The organism is Novosphingobium lentum NBRC 107847, assembly GCF_001590965.1.
Classification (GTDB): Bacteria; Pseudomonadota; Alphaproteobacteria; order Sphingomonadales; family Sphingomonadaceae; genus Novosphingobium; species Novosphingobium lentum.
Genome location: NZ_BCTW01000021.1, coordinates 1 through 16644 on the forward strand (window position 1 = coordinate 1; position 16644 = coordinate 16644).

General features: G+C 67.1%; 18 protein-coding genes. 6 read left to right on the forward strand and 12 right to left on the reverse strand.

The window, feature by feature from the left end; genetic code table 11:
- Positions 1–88: 88 nt before the first annotated feature.
- Positions 89–736, reverse strand: a complete 648-nt coding sequence (locus NL2_RS16760; RefSeq protein WP_068076872.1) for a glutathione S-transferase family protein — start codon at positions 734–736, stop codon at positions 89–91.
- A 78-nt stretch (positions 737–814) separates the two neighbouring features.
- Here NL2_RS16760 and cobS point away from each other — a divergent pair, with 78 nt between their 5' ends.
- Positions 815–1807: a cobaltochelatase subunit CobS gene (cobS, locus tag NL2_RS16765; RefSeq protein ID WP_068076874.1), complete on the forward strand. Its 993-nt coding sequence runs from the start codon at positions 815–817 to the stop codon at positions 1805–1807.
- A gap of 89 nt (positions 1808–1896) precedes the next feature.
- Here the strand turns inward: cobS and NL2_RS16770 are convergent, their stop codons facing one another.
- The 3 genes from NL2_RS16770 to fmt are packed head-to-tail and all read right to left on the reverse strand — an operon-like array spanning position 1897 to position 4738.
- Positions 1897–3012, reverse strand: coding sequence for a zinc-binding dehydrogenase (locus tag NL2_RS16770; RefSeq protein WP_068077008.1), 1116 nt, complete (start codon positions 3010–3012; stop codon positions 1897–1899).
- 2 nt (positions 3013–3014) lie between these two features.
- Positions 3015–3761, reverse strand: coding sequence for a tRNA pseudouridine(38-40) synthase TruA (gene truA, locus NL2_RS16775; protein WP_068076876.1), 747 nt, complete (start codon positions 3759–3761; stop codon positions 3015–3017).
- Positions 3761–4738, reverse strand: coding sequence for a methionyl-tRNA formyltransferase (fmt, locus tag NL2_RS16780; RefSeq protein WP_068076878.1), 978 nt, complete (start codon positions 4736–4738; stop codon positions 3761–3763). Before fmt ends, truA begins: the two co-directional genes overlap by 1 nt.
- Before the next feature lie 48 nt (positions 4739–4786).
- On the opposite strand from fmt, the gene recR reads away from it, so the two are divergent.
- From recR to NL2_RS16800, 4 genes are all read left to right on the forward strand, one after another.
- On the forward strand, positions 4787–5383 hold the full coding sequence (gene recR, locus NL2_RS16785) for a recombination mediator RecR (protein WP_068076880.1): 597 nt from the start codon (positions 4787–4789) through the stop codon (positions 5381–5383).
- 330 nt (positions 5384–5713) lie between these two features.
- A complete protein-coding gene (gene def, locus NL2_RS16790; RefSeq protein WP_068076882.1) occupies positions 5714–6286 on the forward strand; it encodes a peptide deformylase in 573 nt (190 codons plus the stop codon).
- A gap of 53 nt (positions 6287–6339) precedes the next feature.
- A complete protein-coding gene (locus NL2_RS16795; protein WP_068076884.1) occupies positions 6340–7899 on the forward strand; it encodes a DNA recombination protein RmuC in 1560 nt (519 codons plus the stop codon).
- A gap of 266 nt (positions 7900–8165) precedes the next feature.
- Entirely contained in the window at positions 8166–8750 is a 585-nt protein-coding gene (locus tag NL2_RS16800; protein WP_157083219.1) for a hypothetical protein, read from the forward strand.
- Positions 8751–8752: 2 nt separating this feature from the next.
- On the opposite strand, the gene NL2_RS16805 is transcribed toward NL2_RS16800, so the two are convergent.
- From NL2_RS16805 to NL2_RS16840, 8 genes are all read right to left on the reverse strand, one after another.
- A complete protein-coding gene (locus NL2_RS16805) occupies positions 8753–9157 on the reverse strand; it encodes an META domain-containing protein (protein ID WP_169799535.1) in 405 nt (134 codons plus the stop codon).
- A 45-nt stretch (positions 9158–9202) separates the two neighbouring features.
- Entirely contained in the window at positions 9203–10003 is an 801-nt protein-coding gene (locus NL2_RS16810; protein ID WP_068076895.1) for a TrmH family RNA methyltransferase, read from the reverse strand.
- 19 nt (positions 10004–10022) lie between these two features.
- Complete coding sequence (locus NL2_RS16815; protein WP_068077012.1) at positions 10023–10334, reverse strand: HPr family phosphocarrier protein; 312 nt, start codon at positions 10332–10334, stop codon at positions 10023–10025.
- 4 nt (positions 10335–10338) lie between these two features.
- Positions 10339–10743 carry a PTS sugar transporter subunit IIA gene (locus tag NL2_RS16820; RefSeq protein ID WP_068076897.1) on the reverse strand — a complete coding sequence of 135 codons (405 nt, stop codon included), beginning with the start codon at positions 10741–10743 and terminating at the stop codon, positions 10339–10341.
- A 124-nt stretch (positions 10744–10867) separates the two neighbouring features.
- Positions 10868–11791 carry an RNase adapter RapZ gene (rapZ, locus tag NL2_RS16825; RefSeq protein ID WP_068076899.1) on the reverse strand — a complete coding sequence of 308 codons (924 nt, stop codon included), beginning with the start codon at positions 11789–11791 and terminating at the stop codon, positions 10868–10870.
- 81 nt (positions 11792–11872) lie between these two features.
- A complete protein-coding gene (locus NL2_RS16830; RefSeq protein WP_068076901.1) occupies positions 11873–12298 on the reverse strand; it encodes an HPr kinase/phosphorylase in 426 nt (141 codons plus the stop codon).
- On the reverse strand, positions 12295–13887 hold the full coding sequence (locus NL2_RS16835) for a sensor histidine kinase (protein ID WP_084356165.1): 1593 nt from the start codon (positions 13885–13887) through the stop codon (positions 12295–12297). Before NL2_RS16835 ends, NL2_RS16830 begins: the two co-directional genes overlap by 4 nt.
- Positions 13856–14662, reverse strand: coding sequence for a response regulator transcription factor (locus tag NL2_RS16840; protein WP_084356173.1), 807 nt, complete (start codon positions 14660–14662; stop codon positions 13856–13858). The genes NL2_RS16835 and NL2_RS16840 overlap by 32 nt, the downstream gene beginning before the upstream one ends.
- Before the next feature lie 280 nt (positions 14663–14942).
- On the opposite strand from NL2_RS16840, the gene NL2_RS16845 reads away from it, so the two are divergent.
- The gene (locus NL2_RS16845) at positions 14943–16562 is read left to right on the forward strand and encodes a phosphoenolpyruvate carboxykinase (RefSeq protein WP_245647733.1); all 1620 of its coding nucleotides are present in this window, start codon (positions 14943–14945) and stop codon (positions 16560–16562) included.
- Positions 16563–16644 lie beyond the last annotated feature (82 nt).

Below are 16644 nucleotides of genomic sequence, written 5' to 3' on the forward strand. Positions count from 1 at the left end.
GAGACGCCGTTTCGACAGGCTCAACGGCTCCTCAGGATGAGCGGATCAGGCCGATCGCACGTTGCGCCAGCGGATCAGCCGACCGGTATCACGCCGACACGCGTTCCTTGAAAATCGCGGCTTCGCGGCCGAGCACCGCCTGCCACGCCGGCCGCGCCTCGACCCGCGCAAACCATGCCGCCGTGTTGGGGTGCCGCACTGCATCGGGGCCAACCCCGACATAGCGCAGCGTCGCAAAGACCGAGGCGATCGCGATGTCGCCGATGCTGAACTGGTCGCCCGCCAGCCAGCCCTGCGCCGGGGCTGCGGTTTCGATATAATCGAGGATCGGCGCGAGCGCGACTTCGCCTGCCCTGGCCGCGTCCTCATCGCCCGGCAGACCGAGAAACTTCGGCCCGACCAGCCGGTTGAACACGATTGGCCCGCCGGCGGGCGTCAGAATCGTATCAGCCACTTCCTCGAACCAGATCGCCGTGGCGCGCGCCTTTGCCGCGGCGGGCAGCAGCGGCGGATCGGGTTGCAGCGCATCCAGGTAGGTGGCGATCGCAGTCGAATCGGCCAGCGTGAAATCGCCGTCCTGCAGCGCGGGGATCTTGCGGAACGGGCTGGCGGCGAGGAATTCGGGCTCCGGCGCCATCGGGTTGGCCAACACCGTTTCCACCGCGATGCCCTTTTCAGCCGCGACCACGTGCACCTTGCGCACGAACGGCGACAGCGGAAACCCGAAAATCTTCATGGTTCTCTCCCGTTTCGATTCGAAATCTGATCCCAAAGCTTATTGCAGCGCATCGCGCGCGCGTATAGGCGACAGGCGATGAGCGATATTCCCAACATACAGCCCGACAGCCGCGCCACCACCATTCTCGATGCGCCCGATCGGTCGCTCGACGTGCGCGAAATCTTTGGCATCGACGTGGACATGAAAGTCCCGGCGTTTTCCGAAGCGGACGAACGCGTGCCCGATCGCGACGACAGCTACGTGTTCGACGCCGACACCACGCTGGCGATCTGCGCGGGCTTCGCGTTCAACCGCCGCGTGATGGTGCAGGGCTACCACGGCACCGGCAAGTCCACGCATATCGAACAGATCGCCGCGCGGCTCAACTGGCCGTGCATCCGCATCAACCTCGATGCGCACATCAGCCGCATCGACCTGATCGGGCGCGACGCGATCGTGCTGCGCGACGGGTTGCAGGTTACCGAATTCCGCGAAGGCCTGCTGCCGTGGGCGCTGCAGACGCCGACCGCGCTGGTGTTCGACGAATACGACGCGGGCCGCCCCGACGTGATGTTCGTGATCCAGCGCGTGCTGGAAACCGAAGGCAAGCTGACGCTGCTCGACCAGAACCGCGTGATCCGCCCCAACCCGTGGTTCCGCCTGTTCGCCACCGCCAACACCGTGGGCCTGGGCGATACCAGCGGGCTGTATCACGGCACGCAGGCGATCAACCAAGGCCAGATGGACCGCTGGAACATCGTGGTGGGCCTCAACTACCTGCCCGCCGCAGTCGAGGCGCAGATCGTGCTGGCCAAGGCGCAGGGCACGCCCGAAAAGACCGTGGCCGACATGGTGCGCGTGGCCGACCTCACCCGCCAGGGCTTCATCAACGGCGACATTTCCACGGTGATGAGCCCGCGCACGGTGATCACCTGGGCGCAGAACGCCGCGATCTTCAACAACGTCGGCTTCGCCTTCCGCCTGTCGTTCCTCAACAAGTGCGACGAAGCGGAACGCGTGCTGGTCGCCGAATACTACCAGCGCGTATTCGGCACCGACTTGCCTGAGAGTGTCATCGGCAAGGGCTGAGCCGGCTGAGTTGGCGGCATAACGTCGTCCCGGATCAAGTCCGGGACGACGGATTACCGGGACGACGCCGCAACCGGGATGGCGTCACCTTACCCGTTCGGCACGATCAAATACTTCTCGCCCGTGCGCCGCGCGTTGTAGTCCACCGCCGCCTCACGCGTCAGCACCTGTTCCAGCGACACCCGCGCCTTGTAATGGCTGGCGAAGGTGGTGGTCAGCCCGTCGCGCACGCGCTGGCGCAGGCGTTCGACCCCGTGTTCGCCGATCTTGACCATGAACGGCGTCAGCAGCCAGCCCGCCACGTCCCACGTAAAGCCGAAGTTGCGCGTCAGCACCGTGGGCGACAGATCAAGCGCGCCATAGATGAACGCCTTCTTGGCGCTGTTCGAGCCATAGCGGCTGTAGGCGGCGCCCTCGTTGGCGACCTGTTCCATCGCGGTGAGGATCTGGCTGACCAGCTTGCCGCCGCCGATCGCATCGAACGCCATCGTCGCGCCGGTCGCCTCGAGCGCGACGGCGAGATCGGCGAGGAAGCTATCGCTCGACGTGTCGACCACGTGTTCGGCGCCGATGCCGCGCAGGATCGCGACTTGCGCCGGGTTGCGCACGACGTTGACCAGCCCGACGTTGTCTTCCTTGCAGATCTTCACCAGCATCTGGCCTAGGTTGGAAGCGGCGGCGGTGTGGACCAGCGCGGTGTGGCCTTCGCGGCGCATCGTCTCGACGAAACCGAGCGCGGTCAGCGGGTTGACGTAAGCCGCCGCGCCCTGTTCGGCGGTTATGCCCTCGGGCAGTTCCATGCACGCGCGCGCATCGACAATGCGGTATTGCGCATACATCCCGCCAGGCACGCAGGCGACCAGCTTGCCCAGCAGCGCCTGCGCCTCCGGAGCATCGCCCGCCGCGATCACCGTGCCCGCGCCCTCGTTGCCCACCGGCATCGCCTCACCGTGCCGCGCGGCCATCGCGCGCACTGCCGGGTCGGGCATCCGCGCGACGATCGTGCCATCGGCGAATTCGGCATTGTCGATGTCGGCCGGACCGAACAGCAGCCCCAGGTCGGACGGATTGATCGGCGCAGCGTCCACTCGCAGCAGCACTTCATGCCTCGTGGGCGCAGGCAGCACCTGTTCGGCAAGGCTCACCGTAAGGCGGCCATCGGCGTCGAGCTTAGACAGCAACTGGAGCCCTGTTGTATCAGCCATCGTCATTCTCCCGGATAGATTGCGTTCACGAAATACAGGCCTTCGGGCGGCGCGTTGTGCCCCAATGCGGCGCGATCGCGCGCGGCGAGCGCTGCGGCCAGATCGGCGCGCAACCACTTGCCCTCACCCACCAGCGCCAGGCACCCAACCATCGAGCGCACCTGGTGGTGCAGGAAACTGCGCGCCGCCGCCGCGATGATCACATGCGCTCCTTCGCGCCGCACCGCCAGCCGGTCGAGCGTCTTGACCGGGCTGGCGGACTGGCAATGGACCGACCGGAACGTGGTAAAATCGTGGCTGCCCACCAGCACCCCGGCGGCATCGTCCATCGCCAACGCATCGAGCGGGCGATTGATCCGCCATGCCTTGCCGCGTTCCAGCGTCAGCGGCGCACGGCGGTTGGCGATGCGGTATTCGTAAGCCCGTCCGATGCACGAAAAGCGCGCGTGCCAGTCGTCCGCGACGATCCGGCAATCGAGCACCGCCACCGGCGCGGGCCGCAGCCGCGCGTTGAGCGCCTCCATCAGCCGGAACGCCGCGATGTCGCGGTCGAGATCGAAATGCGCGCGCATCGCCAGCGCATGAACCCCGGCATCGGTGCGCCCGGCGGCGTGCAGCGTCACCGCCTGCCCGGTGACGGCAAACGCCGCATCTTCGACCGCCTGCTGCACCGAAGGCCCGTGCGCCTGCCGCTGCAGCCCCATGAACGGGCCGCCGTCGAACTCCAGCGTGAGCGCAAAGCGCGGCATCAGCCCAGCCGCGTCCCGGCGGGGATCGCGCGCCCGCGCAGCAAGTCCGCCGTGGACATGGCCGGGCGCCCCGCGCGCTGGACGATCATGGGGCGGATCGCAGCGGTGCCGCAGGCGATGGTCAGGGCGGAGTCGATGGTCGTGCCAGCGTCCCCGCGCAGGCGGGGACCTCGTGCCGGGTCGGCGTTGGGTCCTGTGGGCTCGAGATCCCCGCCTGCGCGGGGAATCGGGTTCTCTGCAACCTCTGCCGCCAGCACGCGATACCGCTCGCCCGCCAGCTCGAAGAACGCGCCCGGCGACGGTGCGAATGCGCGCACTTGCCGTTCGACCTCCACCGCCGCCTGCGCGAAATCCAGCCGCGCTTCGGCCTTGTCGATCTTGTGCGCGTACGTCACGCCCTCCTCCGGCTGCACAACCGCCGGATAGCGCGCCATGTCGCCCAGCACCTGCACCATCAGCCGCGCGCCCAGCGTCGCGATTTCGTCGGTCAGTTCGCCCGCCGTCTTGCCATCGACCGCCACCTCGCCCTTGAGCAGCATCGGCCCGGTGTCCAGACCGCGCTCCATCTGCATGATCGTCACCCCGGTCGCCGCGTCGCCCGCCACAATCGCGCGCTGCACCGGCGCCGCACCGCGCCAGCGCGGCAGCAGCGAGCCGTGGACGTTGAGGCACCCCAGCTTCGGCGCGGCCAGCACCGCACGGGGCAGGATCAGGCCATAGGCCGCGACCACCGCGACATCGGCGTCGAGCGCCGCGAATGCCGCCTTCTCGTCCTTGCCCTTCAGGCTTTCCGGGTGGCGCACGGGAATCCCCCGCGCCTCGGCCGCCAATTGCACCGGCGACGCCTGCAGTTTCTTGCCCCGCCCCGCCGGTCGCGGCGGCTGGCTGTAGGCGGCGACGATCTCGTGCCCGGCATCGGCCAGCGCGTTAAGCGTCGGCACCGCGAACTCGGGCGTGCCCATGAAGACTATGCGCATGGTCGTGACGGCTTCCTAATGCGGGCCGCAGTCCCTATCTGTGCCGCGATGGCATCGCAAGAGATCGAGGCGCTGAGTGCGGCACTGGCCCGCCTTCCCGGACTGGGCCCGCGTTCGGCGCGGCGCGCGGTGCTGTGGCTGATCAAGCGGCGCGAGACTTCGCTGGTCCAGCTGATCGAGGCGCTGGGCGCGGTGCGCGAAGGGCTGGTCGAATGCGCCACGTGCGGCAACGTCGATACCACCAACCCCTGCGGCATCTGCGCCGATCCCCGCCGCGACGCGCGATCGATCTGCGTGGTCGAGGAAGTGGCAGACTTGTGGGCGCTCGATCGCGCGCGGCTGTTCACCGGGCGCTATCATGTGCTGGGCGGCAAGCTGTCGGCGCTGGAGGGCGTTCGGCCTGAAGACCTTGCCATCGCCCCGCTGATCGCGCGTGTGTCGGCCGGCGGGATCGATGAAGTGGTGCTGGCGATGAACGCCACGCTGGAAGGCCAGACCACCGCGCACTACATCGCCGAGCGGCTGGAGGGCCTGCCGGTGCGGCTGACCCAGCTGGCGCACGGCCTGCCCGTGGGCGGTGAGCTGGACTACCTCGACGAAGGCACGCTGGCGCAGGCGCTGAGGGCGCGGCGGCCGGTAGGGTGAGTTCTTAGAGTACTGCTAGAGCCTCAAGGCATTCCTGAGCGCATCGGCAATCTCAGGAACCGAAGACCTTACAGTTGCTTCAGCCACTGCTCTGAACCCGCCGACTGTACCTTGAAGTGCATTGCATTTGGCACAATGCACTTCAGAAGAATCGCCAAGGGCCTCGTCCCATGACATTTCCGCCGATCCGCAATTCCCACAAGTCGCTGTCACCGCCCCAATATCGTAGATTGCCATTTTGAACTCCTACCGTTCCACATTTGATCTCATGATTTTAAATCATCGGCAAGCTACTTGACCAAAGAAACCCCCATCCATACCTGCTAGAAGATGGCTATCCGCGAAATTCTCGAAGTTCCCGATCCTCGCCTCAAGGTGGTGTCGACGCCCGTCGAAGCTTTCGACGACGAACTGCGCGCGCTGGTCGCCGACATGTTCGAGACGATGTACGATGCGCCGGGCATCGGCCTCGCCGCGGTACAGATCGGCGTGCCGCTGCGCGTGCTGGTGATCGACCTGCAGGACGCGAACGAAAGCGCGGACGAAGTGGCCGAGGATGCCGAGGCCAACGAAGGCGGCCCGCCCGCCGACGAGACCGGGCGCAACCCGCGCGTGTTCATCAACCCGGAAATCCTCGATCCGTCGGACGAGCACAGCGTGTACAGCGAAGGCTGCCTCTCGGTCCCCGAGATCTACGCCGATGTCGAACGCCCCGCCGCGATCCGCGCACGCTGGCAGGATCTGGACGGCACGGTCCACGAAGAGGCGATGGACGGGCTGATGGCCACCTGCCTGCAGCACGAGATGGACCACCTCGAAGGCGTGCTGTTCATCGACCACCTGTCGCGGCTGAAACGCAACATGGTGCTCAAGAAGCTGGAAAAGCTGCGCAAGGCGGCTTGATACCGGGATAGGGCCGGGTTAAGTTCGCGCTTCGTTCCAGAAGGGCAGGCGCCGTGAATCCGCAACTCGTCACCGTTTTCGTCCTGTTGCTCGGCCTCGCCGCCGGGGCCGCGCTCGGCTGGTTCTTCGGCTCGCGCCCGGTCGCCGAATGGCGCGCGCGTCACGCCGCGCGCGATGGCGAGGCGCGCGATCTGGACGACAAGTTCCACCGTGCGATCACCGAACTGGCGGGGGCCAGCGAACGCGCCAATCGGGCCGATGCGCTGGCGGGTGAACTGGAGCAGGCCCGCGGCGACCATGGCTTGCGGATCGATGCCTTGCGCGCCGAGCATGGCCAGCGGCTTGACGCGACCTCCCGCGAACATGCCGCCACAGTCGAGGCGATCCGTCGCGAACATAGCTTGCTGTCGGCGCAGAACGCCGCGCTCAAGGCCGACGCCGCCAACTTCGCCGACCGCGAGCGGCTGCTGTTCGAAGCGCGTGAGGCGCTGAAGAAGGAATTCGAATCGGCGGGCGCCAAAGTGCTCGAAGGTGCGCAGGAAGCCTTCCTCAAGCGCGCGCAGGACCGCTTCACCGAAAGCGAGAAGACCAACGCGGAGCGGATCAGCACGCTGCTGGCGCCGGTGGGCCAACGGCTGGCGAGCTATGAAGCGCAAGTCACCAAGCTGGAGAAGGAACGCGTCGACGCGTTCGGCAACCTCTCCGGCCTGATCGAGGGCATGCGCGTGGGCCAGGAACAGATTCGCGCCGAAGCCGCGCGGCTGGGCAACAGCTTGCGCAACGCGCCCAAGGCGCGCGGTCGCTGGGGCGAACAGCAGTTGCGCAATGTGCTGGAACAGTGCGGGCTGGCCGAACACACCGATTTCGTCACCGAACACTCGATCGACACCGACGAAGGCCGCCTGCGCCCCGATGCGATCGTGCGGGTGCCGGGCAACAAGCTGCTGGTGATCGATGCCAAAGTCTCGCTCAACGCCTATCAGGAAGCGTACGAGGCGCAGGACGATGCATCCCGCAAGGTACATCTCGATGCGCACGCTGCCTCGATGCGCAACCATATCCAGACGCTGGCGACCAAAAGCTATCAGAGCCAGTTCGAGGAGGCGCCAGATTACGTGCTGATGTTCGTACCGGGCGAGCATTTCATCGCCGCCGCGCTGGAGCACGACCCGACGCTGTGGAACTATGCGTTCGAGCGGCGCGTGCTGCTCGCCAGCCCGACCAATCTGGTCGCCATCGCGCGCACCGTGGCACAAGTCTGGCGGCAGGATGGCCTTGCCACCGAAGCGCGCGAGATCGGGCGGATGGGCGGCGAACTGTACGATCGGCTGGCCGTGGCCGCCGAGCATATGAAGCGCGTCGGCGCGGGCCTCGATTCGGCGGTGACGAACTACAACAAGTTCGTCGGCAGTTTCGAGCGCAACGTGCTGTCTGCGGGCAAGCGGCTCAAGGACAAGCACATCGAGATCGGCAAGCGCGAGATCGAGGACATTCCGCTGGTCGAGTCGAAGCCGCGCTATACCGAGGGTCCGGCGGCAGATCTCGCGCCGGAACCCCCGGTGCTGGCCGCCGTTGATGCAGCGAACGATGGGGTTTCCAGCCAGGCGGGGTAGATATGGGGCACGGCGCCGGTCGATGGGCAGCGACAACGGGATTCGCACTGGCGATTGTGCTGGGCGGATGCCGCGACCACCACCGCGCGCCCGCGGCTGACACGTCCGCAACGTCCGCAAGCCCATCGGAAAAGCGGCGGACGGCCGCATCGCCGATTTCAGTCGCAACGTCGTCCCCCGCCGATGACGCGGCAGCATCGGTCAGCGCGGCGCCTGAACCATCGCCGAGCCTGCCCAGCCCCATCGCCTCCTCCACGCCGCAGCCCGTGGCGACCGAGGCCGCCTACGCCCCGGGCGACGAGTGTTCCGCGCAGCCCGGCTGGCCCGATTTTCACCGCAAGCTGGCAACCGCCGTGTCCGCGCGCGATGCCAAGGCGCTGGCCGCGCTCGCCGCGCCCGACCTCAAGCTCGATTACGGTGGGGGCAGCGGCAGCGACGAATTCGTGCGCCGGCTGGCCGCGCCATCGCCCGATCTATGGGCCGAACTCGCCCGCATCATGCCGCTGGGCTGCGCGATCGAGGGCGGGATCGTGGCGATGCCGTGGTATTTCTGGAACCTGCCCGACGATGCCGATGCCGCCGAAACGATGCTGGTGGTGGGCAAAGCTGTGCCGCTGCGCGCCCGCGCCGGGGCCAGCGCGCCGGTGATTGCTCCGCTCGACTGGGCGATGGTCACAATCGAACCGGGCACGTTCTCCAAGACCGCGCGGTTCACGGCGGTGCGCACGCGCGCCGGTCACCTGAAGGGCTTTGTCGACAGCGCCAGCTTGCGCAGCCTGCTCGCCTACCGGCTGATCGCGGAACGCAGGAACGGCGACTGGCGCCTCACCGCGTTCGTCGCGGGCGACTAACGTTACCCGACCTGCTGCAGTTCCACGGTGTGTCCGCCCGAATCGAGGCGCAGCGTCGTACCGCTGCGTTCGATCTGCGGCGCGGCGGCGAGCAGTGCGTTGATCGCCTGTTCCTGGCCCCACACCGGGCCATCGCAGAACATCCGCGTCGCCATCAGCGGTCCGGCGATCAGGCGGTTGCCATCCACGCGGAAATCGCCGCCCATGCCGTTGCAGCCGACATTGGCACCGATCCGCGTACCATGGAATTCGACCTTGGCCTTGCCCGGCACGGCCGGTGCATCGCCGTCGATGCTGACCACGCGCCATTGCGTGCCCGACAGCGCCAGCGCGTTGGGCACGCCGCTGGCGCAGGCACCGAGCAGGGCAAGTCCGGGCAGGAGCAGGAAGGCGAGTCTCGTCGTCATCATGCAACGATAGAACGACGTGACTGATCCCGCGATTAACGGAGGTTATTCCAGCGAGGCGAGAATCTCGTAGGCCAGCACCGCGCCGGCCACTGCCGCGTTGAGGCTGTCGGCCCTGCCGCGCATCGGCATCGTCACGCGCAAATCGCATTGCGCCTCGTAATCCTCGGGCAGCCCGCGCGATTCGTTGCCGACCAGCACGAAGCATGGACCGGCATATGGCGCCCCGCGATAGGGCACGGCATCGCGCAATGACGCGGCGACCAGCTGCCCTTCGCCGGCGCGCAACCAGACGATGAATTCGTCCCACCGCGCCTGCGCGATGGCTTGGGTAAACACCGCGCCCATGCTCGCGCGCACCGCCTCGACCGAGAACGGATCGGCGCAATCGTCGATCAGGATCAGCCCGCCCGCGCCGACGGCATCGCCGGTGCGCAACATCGTGCCAAGGTTGCCCGGGTCGCGCAGTGCCTGCGCCACCAGCCAGATCGGCGCGCTGGCGCGGTCGAGCCGGGCCAGCCCGGTGTCGAATTCCTCGTACACGCCCGCCACGGCCTGCGGATTGTCCTTGCCGGTGATCTTGGCGAGAATGTCGGCGGGCATTTCCACCACCTCGCCCCCCGCCCGCGCGACGTCGCGTTCCAACTGCTCGATCAGCGGATGAAACTCGCGCCCCCGCGCCATCAGCAGCAGTTCGGGCACATGCCCCGCCTCGCGCGCATCGGTCAGCAACCGCAGCCCTTCGGCGAGGAACCGGCGTTCCTGGCGGCGATGCTTCTTGTCGCGCAACGATCGCACGAACTTGACCGTGGGATTGGAAAAACCGGTGATCTGGCGGCGCGTCATGGCCTGCTGCAACCCCGGCTCAGTCTTCGCCGAAGCCATCCTTGACCAGCCCGGACAGCTTGAGCAGCGCGGCCTGCGCCTCGCCATCCTCACCGCAGACGATCAGGTCGACCGTGTCGCCCCGCGCCGCGCCGAGCATCATCAGCCCGAGAATCGAGCCACCGGCGGCTTCGGTGCCGTCCTTGGCCAGCTTGATGTCGAGGCCTTCGGGAAGCTGCGCCACGGCATTGACGAACTTGGCGCTGGCACGGGCGTGGAGGCCGCGCGCGTTGACGATGGTGATCGTCTCGCGCAGCACGGTGGCGGGCAGCGGGCTGGGCGATTGCGTCATCGGATCAAGCATCCTGGCCAAGAAATTCAGACGCGATGGTGATGTAGTTGCGCCCCGCGTCGCGCGCCGCGCCGGTCGCCTCGCGCACGCCCATGCAGTTGCGCGCCTTGGCCAGCCGGATCAGCATCGGCAGGTTGATCCCCGCGATCACCTCGACCCGGCCGGCCTGCATCAGCGATATGGCCAGGTTCGATGGCGTGCCGCCGAACAGGTCGGTCAGGATGATCACGCCGTTGCCGCTGTCGACCCGCCGGATCGCGTCGGCAATTTCCTTGCGCCGCCGCTCCATATCGTCGTCGGGGCCGATGCACACCCCGACCACGTCGGTCTGGCGGCCAACGACATGCTCCATCGCGTGGATGAATTCTTCTGCCAGCGCGCCGTGGGTGACGAGAATCAAACCGATCATGAAAGGGTCAGGCTCCGAAGTGCGGCCGCGCAAGGTGCCAGCATCAAGCTGAACGAACGCTTGGCGAGCCGGGGAGCCGCCGGGCGGGATTGTCTTGCAAGTCTCAGATTCATGTCACCGGCGATCATCGCTGCTGCGCGCCCTCCAGAAGGTCCGCTGGCCGCGACGCCAGGTTGCGGTGCAGCATTGTGGGTGAAAATCCTGCATCGCGCAAGGCTGAAGCAATCTGCTCTGCCATGAACACCGAACGATGGCGGCCGCCGGTGCACCCGAACGCTATATTGACGTAAGCCTTGCCCTGCGCCTGGAAGCGCGGGATCAGCAGCAGCAGCAAGTCCCGAATGCGCGCGAACGCTTCGGAAAAGGCAGGATCGCGCCGGATGTATTCGCCCACCGCCGCATCTTTGCCGGTCAGCGGGCGCAGGCCCTCCACCCAGTGCGGATTTTCCAGAAAGCGCATGTCGAACACCAGGTCCGACAGCGGCGGCATCCCGCGCGAAAAGCCGAAGCTGCTGATCGTGACCGTGGTGGGCGTGGGGCTCGAATCGGCAAACTGGGCGCGAATTTGCTGCGACAGGTCGTTGCTGGTGAACTGGGTGGTCGAGATCACCACGTCGGCCCAGCGGCGCAACGGCTCCAGCAGCTCGCGCTCGGCGGCGATGCCCACGGCGGCGTGCTTGTCCTCGCTCAGCGGATGGCGATGGCGGGTTTCGTTGTAGCGCCGCTCCAGTTCGGTGCCGGCACAATCGAGGAAGAGCGTGGTCACCGACAGATCGGTCCGCTCCCCCAGCTGCTTGATCCGCTCGATGATGAGCGCAGGGGCAAAGCCGCGCGTGCGGGTATCGAAGCCGATCGCCATCGGTGCGCTGTCTTCGCGCCCGCCGGCCGGCTTGGTTTCGAGCAGGCGGTCGAGCAGCCGGATCGGGAAATTGTCGATCGCTTCCCAGCCCATGTCCTCCAGCGTGCGCAACGCGGTGGTCTTGCCCGCGCCGAGCAGCCCGGTCACGAGCAGGATTCGTTGCGACGGTTCCTCGGATTCGCGCGACATCACCGTTGCTTTGCGCCTTGTGCGGCGGGTTGGGAAGACAGCAATTGGTCGCAAAGCCGGACGATTGCGTCCTGTGCGAACTTATCCGATCGCCAACCCGTAGCGGTCGAGCGCCAGTTCCGCGCGCAGTGCCAGGATCGGTGTGTCGGGCCACAGCCGGATCAGCGGCACCATGCAGCCCGCGATCAGCACCGCATCCGCCTCTGCAATGTAGCGTTCGGCGCCGTCATCCAGCCGGATGACCAGCGCCAGCGGCATCGGCCCGGCCACGGGCAGGTCGATCAGGCCCAGGTTGCGCACCTCCAGCTTGCCGGCGATGAGCGGGTGGGGAGCCGCCCAGGCCCGCCCGTCGCGCGCTTCGACCAGCACGCCATCGTCGCCCACCAGCACCGCGCCGCGATCGATCAACGCCAGCGCTAGGCTCGACTTGCCGCTACCCGGCGGTCCTTCGATCAGCAGACCGCGCCCGCGTACTGCCACACAGGTCGCCTGATGCGCGACCGTCATGGCCGCGCCGCCGGCAGTTCGAGCACCAGGCACGCGCCCGACGCGCCATCGGGCCGGTCGGCGATGGTCAGCGTGCCGTCGTGCGCCTCGGCAATGGTGCGTGCGATGGCCAGGCCGAGGCCGCTGTGCGCGCCGAACTCCTCCGAATCAGGGCGCACCGAATGGAAGCGTTCGAACACCTTGTGCCGCTCGTTGGCGGGGATGCCGGGACCGTGGTCGCTGACCGACAGGGTCACGCCATCCTCATCGCCCGCCACGCGCACTTCGACCTCGCCACCCGGCGGCGAGAACGACACCGCGTTGTCGATCAGGTTTTCAAGCACGCGCTCGAGCCGGGCCGCGTCGCCCATCACCACTGCCGCGCCCGGCCCGCGCCGCAGCCGCAGCAGCGAGCCACCGGTGCCCGCCCGCGCGCCGCGCGCACCAACGGCAAGTTCCGCCATGGCCGCCAGATCGACCTGGCCGAACGTGGCGCGGCTCAACTGCGCATCGATGCGGCTGGCGTCGGCGATCTCGGTGATCAGCCGGTCGAGCCGCTGCACATCGTGCGCCGCGATCGCGGACAACTGCCGCCGCAAATCGGGATCGTCGACCTTTTCCAGCGATTCGAGCGCGCTGCGCAGGCTGGCCAGCGGGTTCTTGAGTTCGTGCGCCACGTCCGCCGCAAAGCTTTCGACCGCGTCGATGCGCAGGCGAACGGCATTGGCCATGTCGGAAAAGGCGCGCGCCAGCAGGCCGATCTCGTCGCCACGCTCAGGCAGGCGCGGCACCACCACCTCGCGATCGCGCCCCAGCCGCACGCGCACCGCCGCGCGCACCAGTTCGCGCAACGGCTGCACGATCGTGCGGGCCAGGAACAGCGACAGCTGGATCGACAGGAGCAGCGCCAGCCCGATGATGATCACCAGCGTCTGGCGCGCATCGCGCACGGCCTGCGTGATATCCAGCGCATTGCGGGTGGTCATCAGCGTTTCACCGCGCGCGCCGACGGGCGCGGCAGCGGTGATCACCGGGGTGCGATCGGGAGCATAGCGCAAGAACACGGTGCTCGCGTTCGTGCGGCGCGCGGTCGCGATTTCGGGCCAGGCGGCGGCATCGCGGTCCAGCGGTTCGCGGTAATCGGCGATGGCCGGCGCGCCGACTATGAAATCCACCCCCCGGTCGAGCAGACGGGCGGCATGCTGATACCACGGCTCCATTCGCGGATCGACCAGCGCGAACGAGGGCCCGGCGATGGCGAAGCTGTCGATCTCCAGCGCGCCTGCCGCATCGTACAGCCGCAACCGCAGCTTCTGTTCGCTGCCGATCCGGGCCACCAGCGCGCGGCGCTGCGCCATCGGTGCTTCCGACAGCGAATCGGCGGCGATCTCCACTTCGGCGCGGGCCAGCTTGAACCGTTCGGCCAGCAACTGCTTGCGATACGTATCGAGGTAGAAAAAGCTGCCGGCCATCAGCGCCAGCGCGATCACGTTGACCGCCAGGATGCGCGCGGTCAGCGAAACGCCGCGCGTCCAGAACGATGGGCGGCCCGTCCTGCCCGGATGGCCCAGCGCCAGCTCAGTCACCGGTGTAGCTGTAGCCGGCGCCATACAGCGTCTCGATCGCACCGAAATCGTTGTCGACGCTGCGGAACTTGCGCCGCAGCCGCTTGATGTGGCTGTCGATGGTGCGATCATCGACGAACACGTCGTCCTGATAGGCCGCGTCCATCAGCTGGTTGCGCGTCTTGACCACGCCGGGCCGCACGGCCAGCGCCTCCAGGATCAGGAACTCGGTCACCGTCAGCGATACCGGCGTTCCCGCCCATTCGACCTGGTGGCGCGCGGGGTCCATCACCAGCCGTCCGCGCCGGATCGGCTCGGGCAGCGCCTCGTCGCGGTCCTGCCCCTGTTCCAGCCGGGCCATATCGCGCCGCACGATCTCGCTGCGGCGCAGAATTGCGCGGATCCGCGCCACCAGCAACCGCTGGCTGAACGGCTTGGCGATGTAATCGTCGGCCCCCATCAGCAGGCCCAGCGCCTCGTCCGCCTCGTCGTCCTTGCTGGTCAGGAGGATCACCGGCAGGTCGCTCTTCTCGCGCAGCAGGCGCAGCATTTCCAGACCGTCCATGCGTGGCATCTTGATGTCGCACACCGCGACGTCGGGCGGGTTCTCGATCAGCGCCTTGAGCGCGGCGTGGCCATCGCTGTACACCCGCGTGGCGAAACCTTCGGTCTGCAACGCGATCGAGACGGCGGTGAGGATGTTGCGATCGTCGTCGACCAGCGCGATCACCGCCAGCCGGTCCTGCGCTGCGGCCCCGCCCGGCCAGGCCGGCGCATCCGGTCGGGACTCTGCCCGTGGGGATTCTGGAGCTTCGGCCATGGTGCGCATCAGTCAAGCTGGTTACGGCGGGAACCAGCGGGTTAGTCGGATCGACCGGGACTGGCAACGCTCACTGTCGAACCCCGCTTCCAACTGCCGTATCCCAGCACGTGCGCCATTTTCGGGAGTGCTCAAAAATAGCGATGTTGCGCCATTTGACGCAAGCGGGACCCTAGACTATGCGCGAAGCGGTAACACGCATTCGTATTCATACGCGGCACGTTTGCTCCTTCGGGCCTGGCCCCGTGGCAAGCAGATGCAGCCGATCGGGAGATCAACAGTGTCCGAGACCAGCCTGCACGTGCCGCTTTCTGCCCAGGGCCTGCCGGAGCCGGCGACGCTGTTCGCCAACCTCGGCACCGCCCCGCTGGTCGAACATGCGGTGCGCAACGGCGAAGGCCTGCTCGCGGCCGAAGGCCCGCTGGTGGTCGAAACCGGCAAGCACACCGGCCGTTCGGCCAAGGACAAGTTCATCGTCCGCGATGCCGAAACCGAAAACACCGTGTGGTGGGGCAAGACCAACGTCGCCATGACGCCCGAACATTTCGCCGCGTTGAAGGCCGATTTCATCAAGGCGCTGGGCGAGAAGGACACGCTCTATGTCGCCGACCTGTTCGGCGGATCGCAGCCCGAATATCGCGTCAACGTGCGCATCGTCAACGAACTGGCGTGGCACAACCTGTTCATCCGCACGCTGCTGGTGCGCCCGTCCGATGCCGAACAGGCCAGCTTCGTGCCCGAATACACGATCATCGACCTGCCCAGCTTCCGCGCCGATCCGGCGCGCCACGGCTGCCGCAGCGAGACCGTGATCGCGGTCAATTTTACCGAGAAGCTGATCCTGATCGGCGGCACCGCCTATGCCGGCGAGATGAAGAAAAGCGTGTTCGGCATCCTCAACTACCTGCTGCCGGTCAAGGGCGTGATGCCGATGCACTGTTCGGCCAACATCGGCGCCAACGGCGATACCGCGGTGTTCTTCGGGCTTTCGGGCACGGGCAAGACCACGTTGTCGGCCGACGCCAGCCGCACGCTGATCGGCGATGACGAACATGGCTGGTCGGACACCGCCGTGTTCAACTTCGAAGGCGGCTGCTACGCCAAGATGATCCGCCTTTCGCCCGAAGCGGAGCCCGAGATTTTCGCCACGACCAAGCGGTTCGGCACCGTGCTGGAAAACGTGGTGATCGATCCGGAAACGCGCACCCTCGATTTCGACGACAACAGCCTGGCTGAGAACAGCCGCGGTTCGTACCCGATCGACTTCATCCCCAATGCCAGCGTCGAGAACATGGGCCCGGTGCCCAAGAACATCATCATGCTCACTGCCGATGCCTATGGCGTGCTGCCGCCGATCGCGCGGTTGACCCCCGACCAGGCGATGTACCACTTCCTCTCGGGTTACACCGCGCGCGTTGCCGGCACCGAGATCGGCGTGACCGAGCCCGAAGCCACGTTCAGCACCTGTTTCGGCGCGCCGTTCATGCCGCGCCATCCCTCAGTCTACGGCAATCTGCTCAAGGAGCGCATCGCCAAGGGCGCGGTGTCGTGCTGGCTGGTCAACACCGGCTGGACCGGCGGCAAGGCGACGATGGACGGGATCAAGCGCATGCCGATCAAGGCCACGCGCGCGCTGCTCAACGCCGCGCTCGACGGCAGCCTCAACGACGCCGAATTCCGCAAGGACCCCAACTTCGGCTTCGAAGTGCCGGTCGCGGTGCCGGGCGTAGACAGCAAGCTGCTCGATCCGCGCGGCGCCTGGGCCGATGTCAACGAATACGACAAGACGGCGCAAACGCTGGTCCACCAGTTCGTCGACAATTTCGCGCAATTTGCCGAACACGTCGATGAGGGTGTCCGCCAGGCCGCCCCGGTCGCGGCGCAAGCGTTCGCCGCCTGATCCTGAACACCTGATTTCAAACGCCTGAAACGCGTCCCCGCGCAGGCGGGGACCGGCCGCTCCGGGTACCCGCAAAAGCGGG

What these genes read in the sequence shown, in the direction of transcription:
- rapZ (WP_068076899.1), bottom strand. Translation starts at nt 11,791, where the DNA reads ATGTCGCGCGAATCCGAGGAACCGTCGCAACGAATCCTGCTCGTGACC.
- recR (WP_068076880.1), top strand. Translation starts at nt 4,787, where the DNA reads ATGGCATCGCAAGAGATCGAGGCGCTGAGTGCGGCACTGGCCCGCCTT.
- fmt (WP_068076878.1), bottom strand. Translation starts at nt 4,738, where the DNA reads ATGCGCATAGTCTTCATGGGCACGCCCGAGTTCGCGGTGCCGACGCTT.
- NL2_RS16815 (WP_068077012.1), bottom strand. Translation starts at nt 10,334, where the DNA reads ATGACGCAATCGCCCAGCCCGCTGCCCGCCACCGTGCTGCGCGAGACG.
- NL2_RS16820 (WP_068076897.1), bottom strand. Translation starts at nt 10,743, where the DNA reads ATGATCGGTTTGATTCTCGTCACCCACGGCGCGCTGGCAGAAGAATTC.
- NL2_RS16830 (WP_068076901.1), bottom strand. Translation starts at nt 12,298, where the DNA reads ATGACGGTCGCGCATCAGGCGACCTGTGTGGCAGTACGCGGGCGCGGT.
- NL2_RS16805 (WP_169799535.1), bottom strand. Translation starts at nt 9,157, where the DNA reads ATGACGACGAGACTCGCCTTCCTGCTCCTGCCCGGACTTGCCCTGCTC.
- NL2_RS16840 (WP_084356173.1), bottom strand. Translation starts at nt 14,662, where the DNA reads ATGGCCGAAGCTCCAGAATCCCCACGGGCAGAGTCCCGACCGGATGCG.
- NL2_RS16770 (WP_068077008.1), bottom strand. Translation starts at nt 3,012, where the DNA reads ATGGCTGATACAACAGGGCTCCAGTTGCTGTCTAAGCTCGACGCCGAT.
- def (WP_068076882.1), top strand. Translation starts at nt 5,714, where the DNA reads ATGGCTATCCGCGAAATTCTCGAAGTTCCCGATCCTCGCCTCAAGGTG.
- NL2_RS16810 (WP_068076895.1), bottom strand. Translation starts at nt 10,003, where the DNA reads ATGACGCGCCGCCAGATCACCGGTTTTTCCAATCCCACGGTCAAGTTC.
- NL2_RS16835 (WP_084356165.1), bottom strand. Translation starts at nt 13,887, where the DNA reads ATGGCGCCGGCTACAGCTACACCGGTGACTGAGCTGGCGCTGGGCCAT.
- truA (WP_068076876.1), bottom strand. Translation starts at nt 3,761, where the DNA reads ATGCCGCGCTTTGCGCTCACGCTGGAGTTCGACGGCGGCCCGTTCATG.
- cobS (WP_068076874.1), top strand. Translation starts at nt 815, where the DNA reads ATGAGCGATATTCCCAACATACAGCCCGACAGCCGCGCCACCACCATT.
- NL2_RS16760 (WP_068076872.1), bottom strand. Translation starts at nt 736, where the DNA reads ATGAAGATTTTCGGGTTTCCGCTGTCGCCGTTCGTGCGCAAGGTGCAC.